The organism is Flavobacterium sp. SM15 (assembly GCF_022012335.1).
Classification (GTDB): Bacteria; Bacteroidota; Bacteroidia; order Flavobacteriales; family Flavobacteriaceae; genus Flavobacterium.
In genome coordinates this window covers 381949-392754 of the sequence record NZ_JAKLTO010000003.1, presented here as the reverse complement: position 1 = coordinate 392754, position 10806 = coordinate 381949, and the positions used below count along the sequence as shown (strand labels likewise).

Here is a 10806-nt window from a genome sequence, read left to right as displayed (position 1 = left end):
TTATATTAAAAAAGCAAGAATTTTTTTGTGTTTTCTAAAAAATTGTCTTAAAGCTGATGTGAATAATTGAATTTGAAAGTTTTATAGTTTCGCCTTTACTGCTGCCATTTGCGTAAATTAAATTAAGAATCCCGTTTTTGGTGGCTATTCCTAATCCTAATCCTAATCCTAATAAATTATTGTTAAAATTTGAGCTTTTGTCTTGAAAATATCCGTAGTCTGTAATGCTGTGCAGGTACATGTTTTGTGTTAACAAATAGCGGTACTCAGTCATAAAACCTGAAAAACTACTGGCTTGAAGGCTGTTTTCAGAAAATCCACGAATCGAATTGATTCCTCCAAAACGGTGAAGTTCGTTTGCTATGTAGTTGGGGCTTTGAAGGAAAAAGCTTTGATTTTTTATATAGATCAGATTTTTTTTGTTAAGATTGAAGTTGTGAAAGGCTTCGAGTAGGATAAAGTACTGGTTGTTGGATTCTAATTTAGAATTTCGTTTTCCTGTTCCTGTTTTTATAAAGAAATTAGTTTTTTCCTTGAAAAGATAATTCTCAGGATTGAAATTGAAGAATTCATAGGAAGCGGTCCAGAAGGTGCTTTTGAATCCGCTGATCAGAGAAGTGTTTGATTTTTGGATGTCTATAGATTCTTCGGATTGGTAGCCTAAGTAAACTTTGGAGTTGTATTGAAAGTAATAACCTAAATTTAGATCGGTAGTTGTGTTTTGAAAAATGCTGTCCTGTTTAAAAATTCTGAGATTGGCTTTAATGCCTAAAGGTGTTTTGAAAATGTAAGGGAGTTCGGTTCCGATGTTGAAAGAGGTCTGTTTTTTACCATCGCTTTTCCAATACAGATTGAATTTTTCACCTGTGTTAAGAGCGTTATTCAGAAGCAGGTCAAGGTAGCCAATAAAGCGGGTTCCGGAATTTTCATCGTTGGAAAAGCCTATGAAACCTTCAAATCGGTTGGAGCGTGTTTTTTCTAAATAAACATATGCTTTGGTGTTGTCTTTAGTAAAGAGTATTTCCGGATATTTTGTTTGGTTTGTAAAAGGTAAAGCTTTAAAAAGGCTGTGAAGTTGTTTTAAATTTTCTTGGTTAAAGGTTTTTTTTTGAAATTGTTTGACAATGTTTCTTCGGATGCCTTCGGGAAACTTTGGATAGCCCAGAATGACAATGTTGTTTAGTTTTCGTTTGTTTTCGGTTTTGATTTTCAGTTCGGCTAAAAGATGGTTGTTTTCTTTTTTGTGATTTACAAGTTGCAGTTCGCTTAAGGAGTAGCCTTTTTGCTCCAGGTTTGCTAAATTTCGGTTCATGAAATTGTCAACTTCCGAGAGTTTGATTTTTAAAGTGTCTGCGCTTAATTCGAGAAGTTTTTTTTCTTGACTGGGAATTCCACCTATATATATGTGTATGAGATTTGTTTTTTTGCCAATATGATACTTGAAAAGGAAGGTGGAGTCGTTTATTTTTTTTTGACTTTTGAACTCGGTTTCCAGATATCCGTTTTTTGTCAATATTGAGCTGAAGTTTTTAGTTTCGTCAATAATGGATTTTGTGTCGGGGTGTTTGCTTTTGTAGCCTATGCTGTCGATGATTTTGGTTTCTTCTGTCGAGTTTCCTTCGATTTTTAAATACAGATTTTGGGCTTTTGAGGTAAAGCCTGTGATGATCAGAAGTGAAAAAAGCAGCAAATTTTTCAAGCGGGAAAATCTTTTGGTAAAAATAACGTAAAAAATGGTTTTTGAATATGTGATTTTTGTTGAATATAGAATTGTGTTGAAAATTAAATATTTAGGGTTTGTTTTTTGAAAATTAATTTCTACATTTGCAGCCCCGAAAAGTGTCGGGAATTAATAACGTTAGTAATTTTATTAAACATTATGCCAACAATTCAACAATTAGTAAGAACAGGGAGAGCCCAGGTAACTAAGAAGAGTAAATCGGCTGCTTTAGATTCTTGTCCACAAAGAAGAGGAGTTTGTACGCGTGTTTACACTACTACACCAAAGAAACCAAACTCTGCAATGCGTAAAGTTGCGCGTGTGCGTTTGACCAATGGTAATGAAGTGAATGCTTACATCCCAGGAGAAGGACACAATCTACAAGAGCACTCGATAGTATTAGTTAGAGGCGGAAGGGTAAAAGATTTACCAGGTGTTAGATACCACATCGTACGTGGTGCTTTGGATACTGCCGGAGTTAACGGTAGAACACAAAGAAGATCTAAATATGGTGCTAAACGACCTAAAGACGCTAAAAAGTAATTTTTAACTTTTAAGAAAAAGACATGAGAAAAAGAGCGGCCAAGAAAAGACCCCTTTTACCGGATCCGAAATTTAACGATCAGTTAGTAACACGTTTTGTAAACAACTTAATGTGGGACGGTAAGAAATCAACAGCTTTTAAAGTTTTTTATGATGCATTAGACATTGTAGAGGCTAAAAAGCAAGATGCAGAGAAATCTGCTTTAGAAATTTGGAAAGATGCATTAACAAATGTTATGCCTCACGTAGAAGTTCGTTCACGTCGTGTGGGTGGAGCTACGTTCCAGATCCCAATGCAAATTCGTCCAGATAGAAAAATTTCTTATTCTATGAAATGGATGATTTTGTATGCAAGAAGAAGAAATGAAAAATCTATGGCAGGAAAACTTGCTTCTGAAATCTTAGCTGCGGCTAAAGAAGAAGGAGCGGCTGTTAAGAAAAGAATGGATACTCACAAGATGGCAGATGCTAATAAAGCATTCTCTCACTTTAGATTTTAATTCATAAGAAATGGCTAGAGATTTAAAATTCACAAGAAACATAGGTATTGCTGCTCACATTGATGCTGGTAAAACAACAACAACAGAGCGTATCTTATTTTATACTGGAAAATCACACAAGATTGGTGAAGTGCACGATGGTGCTGCAACCATGGACTGGATGGCGCAAGAGCAGGAAAGAGGTATTACCATTACTTCTGCAGCGACAACTTGTGAGTGGAGCTTTCCAACAGAGCAAGGTAAATTAACTCCGGAATCTAAACCGTACCACTTTAACATTATCGATACCCCGGGACACGTTGACTTTACAGTTGAGGTAAACCGTTCGTTGCGTGTATTGGATGGTTTAGTATTCTTGTTTTCTGCTGTTGACGGTGTAGAGCCTCAATCAGAAACCAACTGGAGATTAGCAGACCAATACAGAGTTCCTCGTATGGGATTCGTAAACAAAATGGACCGTCAGGGTTCTAACTTCTTAAACGTTTGTCAGCAGGTTAGAGATATGTTAAAATCTAACGCGGTGGCGATTACTTTACCAATCGGTGAAGAAAATGACTTCAAAGGAGTTGTAGACTTAGTAAAAAACCAAGCGATCGTATGGCATGATGCTACTCAAGGGGCGACTTTTGATATCGTAGACATTCCTGCTGATATGGTGGCTGAAGTTAAAGAATACAGATCGATCTTAATTGAAGCGGTTGCTGAGTACGATGAGAATCTACTTGACAAATACATGGAAGATGAGAACTCAATCACTGAGGACGAAATCAACGCTGCATTAAGAGCTGCTACTATCGACATGGCGATCATCCCTATGATTGCTGGTTCTTCTTTCAAAAACAAAGGAGTTCAGTTCATGTTGGATGCGGTTTGTAAATATTTACCGTCTCCTTTAGATAAAGAAGGTATCGAAGGTATCCATCCTGATGATGCTGATTTGTTAGAGGAAGATCAAACTAAAATCTTACGTCGTCCAGATGTAAAAGAGCCTTTCGCGGCTTTAGCATTTAAGATTGCTACTGACCCTTATGTTGGTCGTTTGGCGTTCTTCCGTGCTTATTCTGGTCGTTTAGATGCAGGTTCTTATATCTTGAATACTCGTTCAGGAAACAAAGAGCGTATTTCTCGTATCTATCAAATGCACGCGAACAAACAAAATCCGATCGAATACATCGAGGCTGGAGATATTGGAGCGGCAGTAGGATTTAAAGATATCAAGACTGGGGATACAATGTGTGATGAAAAACATCCAATTATTCTTGAGTCGATGAAATTCCCTGATCCGGTAATTGGTATCGCGATCGAGCCTAAAACAAAAGCTGACGTAGATAAAATGGGTATGGCTTTAGCGAAATTAGCTGAAGAGGATCCAACGTTTACTGTTAGAACAGATGAGGCTTCAGGTCAAACGATTATCTCAGGTATGGGTGAGCTTCACTTAGATATCTTAGTAGACCGTATGAAACGTGAGTTCAAAGTGGAAGTTAACCAAGGTGAACCTCAGGTTGAGTACAAAGAGGCATTTACAAAATCTGCACAACACAGAGAGGTGTACAAGAAACAGTCTGGTGGTCGTGGTAAATTCGGGGATATCGTTTTCCGTTTAGAGCCGGCAGAAGCTGTTGATGGTAAGCCAGCTGTGGGATTACAGTTTGTGAATGAAGTAAAAGGTGGTAACGTTCCTAAAGAATATATCCCTGCAGTTGAAAAAGGTTTCCGCGAAGCAATGAAAACGGGTCCTTTGGCAGGTTATGTGGTTGATAGCTTGAAAGTTACTTTATTGGATGGTTCTTACCACGCGGTGGATTCGGATGCACTTTCGTTCGAATTGGCAGCAAAAATGGGTTACAAAGAAGTTGCGAAAGCTGCTGGAGCTGTAATCTTAGAGCCAATCATGAAAATCGAAGTTATTACTCCGGAAGAAAACATGGGTGATATCGTAGGTGATTTGAACCGTCGTAGAGGACAAGTTAACGACATGGGTGACAGAAATGGTGCAAAAACTATTAAAGCAAACGTGCCACTTTCTGAAATGTTTGGTTATGTAACTACATTGAGAACATTGTCATCGGGTCGTGCAACTTCTACTATGGAATTCTCGCACTATGAGCAAACGCCATCGAACATTTCCGATGAAGTAATTAAAAAAGCAAAAGGTAACGCTTAATTTTTATCAAGATGAGTCAAAAGATCAGAATAAAATTAAAATCTTACGATCATATGTTGGTTGATAAATCAGCAGAAAAAATCGTAAAAACTGTAAAAAGTACAGGTGCAGTGGTAACAGGGCCTATTCCATTACCTACTCACAAAAAGATTTTCACTGTTTTGCGTTCTCCGCACGTAAACAAAAAATCAAGAGAGCAATTTGAAGTGAGTTCATACAAAAGACTTTTGGATATCTATTCTTCTTCTTCAAAAACTATCGACGCTCTAATGAAATTGGAGCTTCCTAGTGGAGTTGAAGTAGAGATCAAAGTGTGATAAATCACGCATTTTAAAGTATTTAGGCATTATGTTTTGATATTCAAAACATAATGCCTACTTTTGCGCACTCAAAAAAAGAGAATTTTTTATAATTTATTAATAAATAGTTTATATGTCTGGGTTAATTGGAAGAAAAATCGGCATGACCAGCTTATTCGATGAGAACGGGAAAAATATTCCTTGTACTGTAATTGAAGCAGGTCCATGTGTCGTTACCCAAGTCAGAACCAATGAGGTTGACGGGTATGAAGCGTTACAACTTGGTTTCGATGACAAAACAGAAAAACACGCTACTAAAGCTGAGTTAGGTCACTTTAAAAAAGCGGGTACTGTTGCTAAAAAGAAAGTCGTTGAATTCCAGGATTTTGTAACTGAGCACAAATTAGGTGATGTTATCACGGTTGATGTATTTGCTGAAGGCGAATTCGTTGATGTGGTGGGAGTATCAAAAGGTAAAGGTTTCCAAGGGGTTGTTAAGCGTCACGGTTTTGGTGGGGTTGGACAAGCAACTCACGGTCAGCACAACCGTTTGAGAGCGCCAGGTTCTGTTGGAGCATCGTCTTATCCATCAAGAGTATTCAAAGGAATGCGTATGGCGGGAAGAACAGGAGGAGAAAATGTAACAGTTCAAAACCTTAGAGTTTTAAAAGTAGTGGCTGATAAGAACCTACTTGTGGTTAAAGGAGCGATTCCTGGGCACAAAAACTCTTACGTAATCATTCAGAAGTAATGGAAGTAAAAGTATTAGATATCAACGGAAAAGATACTGGTCGTAAAGTACAACTTGCTGACTCAGTATTCGCAATTGAGCCTAATAATCACGCTGTATATCTTGATGTTAAGCAATACTTAGCAAATCAAAGACAAGGTACACACAAAGCTAAAGAAAGAGCTGAAGTGACCGGAAGTACGCGTAAGATTAAAAAACAAAAAGGAACAGGTACAGCTCGTGCTGGTTCTGTTAAGAATCCTTTGTTTAAAGGTGGAGGTACAGTTTTTGGTCCAAGACCAAGAAGTTATTCTTTCAAATTGAATAAAACTTTAAAAAGATTGGCTCGTAAATCAGCTTTCTCTTTAAAGATGAAAGAATCAAATTTAGTAGTTCTTGAGGACTTCAACTTTGAAACTCCAAACACTAAAAATTTCATTAACGTATTGAAAGCTTTAGGGTTAGAAAACAAAAAATCTTTATTCGTGTTGGGTGATACAAATAAAAATGTATATTTGTCGTCACGCAATTTAAAGGCTTCTAATGTTGTAACTTCTTCAGAATTAAGCACTTACGCAATTTTGAATGCAAATAGTTTAGTGCTTTTAGAAGGTTCGGTAGAAGGAATTGTAGAAAATTTAAGCAAATAATAGGGCTATGAGTATCATAATTAAACCTATCATTACTGAAAAAATTACCAAAGAGGGAGAAACTTTCAACCGCTTTGGTTTCGTTGTTGACAAAAAAGCAAACAAAATCCAAATCAAAAATGCTGTTGAGGCTACTTTTGGTGTGAATGTAGTTGCTGTTAATACAATGAATTACAGAGCTGATAGATCGGTTAAATACACTAAGAGTGGTTTAATCAGTGGAAAGACTAATGCTTATAAAAAAGCAGTAGTGCAAGTACAAGAAGGAGAAACAATAGATTTTTATACTAATATCTAATAGAAAATGTCAGTTAGAAAATTAAAACCTATTACCCCGGGTCAGCGTTTTAGAGTTGTAAATAGCTTTGACACTATTACAACTGACAAGCCGGAGCGTTCATTGATCGCACCGAAAAAAAACTCTGGAGGTAGAAATAGTCAAGGAAAGATGACCATGCGCTACACAGGTGGTGGTCACAAACAAAAGTACCGTTTAGTAGATTTCAAAAGAACTAAAGTAGGAGTTCCTGCTACAGTGAAAACTATCGAGTACGATCCAAACCGTTCCGCATTTATTTCGTTATTGCACTATGCAGATGGTGCTAAAACGTATATCATCGCTCAGAATGGTTTACAAGTAGGACAAACTGTAGTTTCTGGTCCTGAAGCGGCTCCAGAAATTGGTAACACTTTGCCTTTAAGTAAAATTCCTCTAGGAACTGTTATTTCTTGTATCGAGTTAAGACCAGGTCAAGGAGCTGTTATCGCTCGTTCGGCTGGAACTTTTGCTCAGTTAATGGCGAGAGATGGAAAATATGCTACAATTAAAATGCCTTCAGGGGAGACAAGATTAATCTTGCTTACTTGTTCTGCAACTATTGGAGCGGTTTCTAACTCAGATCACCAGTTAGTTGTATCAGGTAAAGCTGGTAGATCTAGATGGTTAGGTAGAAGACCAAGAACTAGACCGGTAGCAATGAACCCTGTTGATCACCCAATGGGAGGTGGAGAAGGACGCTCTTCTGGAGGTCACCCACGTTCAAGAAAAGGTTTACCTGCTAAAGGTTATAGAACTCGTTCTAAAGTTAACCCGAGTAATAAGTATATCGTAGAACGTAGAAAGAAATAATAAGTAAGATATGGCACGTTCATTAAAAAAAGGACCTTTCGTACACTTTAAGTTAGAGAAGAAAGTTCAGGAAAATATCGAAAAAGGTAACAAAGGAGTGGTTAAGACTTGGTCTCGAGCTTCTATGATTACTCCGGATTTCGTTGGACAGACTATCGCAGTACACAACGGTCGTCAATTTGTACCTGTTTACGTTACAGAAAACATGGTAGGTCATAAATTAGGAGAGTTTTCGCCAACAAGATCTTTTAGAGGTCATGCTGGAGCTAAAAATAAAGGTAAAAAATAATAAGAAGCTATGGGAGTTCGTAAAAGAGAAAGAGCCGAGCAGGTTAAAGAAGCTAAGAAGCAGGTTGCTGTTGCTAAGCTGAATAACTGCCCAACTTCACCTAGAAAAATGCGCTTAGTAGCAGATTTAGTAAGAGGTCAGAAAGTTGAAAAAGCTCTTAACATATTAAGATTTAGTTCAAAAGAAGCTTCTCGTAAGTTAGAGAAATTGTTGTTATCCGCTATTGCTAACTGGCAAGCGAAAAACGCAGAGGCTAACATGGAGGAAGCAGGCTTATTTGTAAAAGAGATCCGTGTAGACGGCGGTATGATGTTGAAAAGACTTCGTCCGGCTCCACAAGGTCGCGCACACAGAATCAGAAAACGTTCTAACCACGTAACAATCGTGTTAGGAGATATTAATAACACACAAAGCAATTAATAAGCAGTATGGGACAAAAGACAAATCCAATCGGAAATCGCCTTGGGATCATCAGAGGATGGGACTCAAACTGGTACGGTGGAAATGACTACGGTGATAAATTGGCAGAAGATGCTAAAATCCGTAAGTATATCCATGCTCGTTTATCAAAAGCTAGTGTTTCTAAAGTAATCATCGAGAGAACTTTGAAACTTGTAACCGTTACTATCACTACTGCTCGTCCAGGTATCATTATCGGGAAAGGTGGTCAAGAGGTAGACAAGTTGAAAGAAGAACTTAAGAAAATTACTGACAAAGAGGTTCAAATTAACATCTTTGAAATTAAAAGACCTGAGCTTGATGCTTACTTAGTAGGTACAAGTATTGCTCGTCAGATTGAAAGTCGTATTTCATACCGTCGTGCAATTAAAATGGCTATTGCTGCTGCTATGCGTATGAACGCAGAAGGTATCAAAGTTATGATTTCTGGTCGTTTGAACGGTGCTGAAATGGCACGTTCTGAAATGTTCAAAGAAGGACGTATTCCTCTATCAACTTTCAGAGCTGATATTGATTATTCACTTGCTGAAGCACATACTACTTACGGTAGAATGGGTATCAAAGTGTGGATCATGAAAGGTGAAGTTTACGGAAAAAGAGATCTTTCTCCGTTAGTAGGTATGGATAAAAAACAATCTAAACCTTCAGGATCTTCTCATTCTCCAAAAGGGAATGGTAAACCAAACCAACGCAAAAGAAAGTAATTTTTAAACTAAAGAAAAATGTTACAGCCTAAAAGAACAAAATACCGTAAGGTACAGAAAGGTAAAATGAAAGGGGTGTCTCAAAGAGGTCACGAACTTTCAAATGGAATGTTTGGTATTAAATCTTTAGATTATTCATTCATTACTTCTCGTCAAATTGAGGCGGCTCGTATCGCTGCAACACGTTACATGAAGCGTGAAGGACAATTGTGGATCAAAATCTTCCCAGATAAGCCAATCACCAAAAAACCTCTTGAAGTACGTATGGGTAAAGGTAAAGGTGCAGTTGAATACTGGGCTGCTGTTGTAAAACCAGGAAGAATCATGTTTGAGGTTGGTGGAGTGCCAATCGCAGTTGCAAAAGAGGCATTACGTCTTGCAGCACAAAAACTTCCAGTTAAAACCAAGTTTATCGTTGCTAGAGATTTCGAAGCATAATAAAAAAGCATTATGAAACAATCAGAAATTAAAAATCTGTCTGCAGCTGAGTTACAAGGACAACTTAGTCAGTTAAGAAAGACTTATACCGACCTAAAAAACGCTCACGCAATTTCTCCAATTGAGAATCCTTTACAGTTAAGAGCTGTGAGAAGATCAATCGCTAGAGTTGCTACTGAGTTAAGCAAAAGAGAGTTACAATAATTGTATTCTGCTGAAAGATGGAAAAAAGAAATTTAAGAAAAGAGAGAATTGGTGTTGTTACTAGCAACAAAATGGAAAAATCTATTGTTGTTTCTGAAACAAGAAGAGTAAAACACCCATTATACGGTAAGTTCGTGTTGAAAACTAAGAAATATGTAGCACACGACGAAACAAACGATTGCAACATCGGCGATACGGTAAAGATCATGGAAACACGACCTATGTCTAAGTCAAAATGTTGGAGATTAGTTGAAATCATTGAAAGAGCGAAGTAATTATGGTACAACAGGAATCGAGATTAAAAGTAGCAGATAACACGGGAGCAAAAGAAGTTTTGACCATTCGTGTTTTAGGAGGAACGAAACGTCGTTATGCCTCTGTTGGAGATAAAATTGTAGTAGCGATTAAAGATGCAACTCCGAACGGAAACGTGAAAAAAGGAGCGGTATCTACTGCAGTTGTTGTACGTACTAAAAAAGAAGTGAGAAGAGCTGATGGATCTTACATCCGTTTCGACGATAACGCATGTGTGTTGTTGAACGCTGCAGGTGAAATGAGAGGAACTCGTGTTTTTGGTCCGGTAGCAAGAGAACTTCGTGAAAAACAATTCATGAAAATTGTATCATTAGCACCAGAAGTGCTTTAATTCGTTAAGACAATGATAAAGCTAAAAATCAAATCAGGAGACGTGGTAAAAGTTATCGCAGGTGACCATAAAGGTGCTGAAGGTAAAGTTTTACGTGTTCTTCGCGAGAAAAATAAAGCGGTAGTTGAAGGGGTGAACATGGTGTCGAAACACACTAAGCCAAGTGCTAAAAACCCTCAAGGTGGTATCGTGAAAAAAGAAGCTCCTATTCATATTTCTAACATCGCTTTAATCGATCCTAAAACTAAGTCTGCGACTAGAGTAGGGGTTAAAGTTGAAGGGGATAAGAAAGTGAGAATTTCTAAAAAATCTAATCAAGTATTATAGT

At 37.6% G+C, this 10806-nt stretch carries 17 protein-coding genes; 16 read left to right on the top strand and 1 reads right to left on the bottom strand.

From position 1 onward, the window contains the following. Positions 1-34: 34 nt before the first annotated feature. The gene (locus tag LZZ90_RS07500) at positions 35-1699 is read right to left on the bottom strand and encodes a hypothetical protein (RefSeq protein ID WP_237790061.1); all 1665 of its coding nucleotides are present in this window, start codon (positions 1697-1699) and stop codon (positions 35-37) included. A 180-nt stretch (positions 1700-1879) separates the two neighbouring features. On the opposite strand from LZZ90_RS07500, the gene rpsL reads away from it, so the two are divergent. From rpsL to rplX, 16 genes are all read left to right on the top strand, one after another. Further along, on the top strand, positions 1880-2263 hold the full coding sequence (rpsL, locus tag LZZ90_RS07495) for a 30S ribosomal protein S12 (RefSeq protein WP_026981392.1): 384 nt from the start codon (positions 1880-1882) through the stop codon (positions 2261-2263). A 23-nt stretch (positions 2264-2286) separates the two neighbouring features. Next, entirely contained in the window at positions 2287-2763 is a 477-nt protein-coding gene (rpsG, locus tag LZZ90_RS07490) for a 30S ribosomal protein S7 (RefSeq protein WP_237790060.1), read from the top strand. A 10-nt stretch (positions 2764-2773) separates the two neighbouring features. Continuing rightward, positions 2774-4930 (top strand): elongation factor G, encoded by a 2157-nt coding sequence (gene fusA / locus LZZ90_RS07485; protein ID WP_237790059.1) that lies wholly within the window; start codon positions 2774-2776, stop codon positions 4928-4930. Positions 4931-4941: 11 nt separating this feature from the next. Further along, positions 4942-5247, top strand: a complete 306-nt coding sequence (rpsJ, locus tag LZZ90_RS07480; protein ID WP_023579610.1) for a 30S ribosomal protein S10 — start codon at positions 4942-4944, stop codon at positions 5245-5247. A 115-nt stretch (positions 5248-5362) separates the two neighbouring features. Continuing rightward, the gene (gene rplC, locus LZZ90_RS07475) at positions 5363-5980 is read left to right on the top strand and encodes a 50S ribosomal protein L3 (RefSeq protein ID WP_237790058.1); all 618 of its coding nucleotides are present in this window, start codon (positions 5363-5365) and stop codon (positions 5978-5980) included. After that, a complete protein-coding gene (gene rplD, locus LZZ90_RS07470) occupies positions 5980-6609 on the top strand; it encodes a 50S ribosomal protein L4 (RefSeq protein WP_237790057.1) in 630 nt (209 codons plus the stop codon). Before rplC ends, rplD begins: the two co-directional genes overlap by 1 nt. Before the next feature lie 7 nt (positions 6610-6616). Further along, entirely contained in the window at positions 6617-6907 is a 291-nt protein-coding gene (rplW, locus tag LZZ90_RS07465) for a 50S ribosomal protein L23 (RefSeq protein ID WP_237790056.1), read from the top strand. Positions 6908-6913: 6 nt separating this feature from the next. Beyond that, positions 6914-7738 (top strand): 50S ribosomal protein L2, encoded by an 825-nt coding sequence (gene rplB / locus LZZ90_RS07460; RefSeq protein WP_237790055.1) that lies wholly within the window; start codon positions 6914-6916, stop codon positions 7736-7738. Between the two features lie 10 nt (positions 7739-7748). Then, positions 7749-8027 (top strand): 30S ribosomal protein S19, encoded by a 279-nt coding sequence (rpsS, locus tag LZZ90_RS07455; RefSeq protein WP_023570340.1) that lies wholly within the window; start codon positions 7749-7751, stop codon positions 8025-8027. A gap of 9 nt (positions 8028-8036) precedes the next feature. Further along, positions 8037-8447 (top strand): 50S ribosomal protein L22, encoded by a 411-nt coding sequence (gene rplV / locus LZZ90_RS07450; RefSeq protein ID WP_237790054.1) that lies wholly within the window; start codon positions 8037-8039, stop codon positions 8445-8447. A gap of 8 nt (positions 8448-8455) precedes the next feature. Next, positions 8456-9190 (top strand): 30S ribosomal protein S3, encoded by a 735-nt coding sequence (gene rpsC, locus LZZ90_RS07445; RefSeq protein ID WP_237790053.1) that lies wholly within the window; start codon positions 8456-8458, stop codon positions 9188-9190. 18 nt (positions 9191-9208) lie between these two features. After that, positions 9209-9628, top strand: a complete 420-nt coding sequence (gene rplP / locus LZZ90_RS07440; RefSeq protein ID WP_026981383.1) for a 50S ribosomal protein L16 — start codon at positions 9209-9211, stop codon at positions 9626-9628. Positions 9629-9640: 12 nt separating this feature from the next. Further along, on the top strand, positions 9641-9832 hold the full coding sequence (gene rpmC / locus LZZ90_RS07435; RefSeq protein WP_237790052.1) for a 50S ribosomal protein L29: 192 nt from the start codon (positions 9641-9643) through the stop codon (positions 9830-9832). A 17-nt stretch (positions 9833-9849) separates the two neighbouring features. Next, positions 9850-10107, top strand: a complete 258-nt coding sequence (rpsQ, locus tag LZZ90_RS07430) for a 30S ribosomal protein S17 (RefSeq protein WP_026981381.1) — start codon at positions 9850-9852, stop codon at positions 10105-10107. Between the two features lie 2 nt (positions 10108-10109). Then, complete coding sequence (gene rplN / locus LZZ90_RS07425; protein WP_014166275.1) at positions 10110-10478, top strand: 50S ribosomal protein L14; 369 nt, start codon at positions 10110-10112, stop codon at positions 10476-10478. Between the two features lie 12 nt (positions 10479-10490). After that, a complete protein-coding gene (gene rplX / locus LZZ90_RS07420; protein ID WP_237790051.1) occupies positions 10491-10805 on the top strand; it encodes a 50S ribosomal protein L24 in 315 nt (104 codons plus the stop codon). Position 10806: the final 1 nt, after the last annotated feature.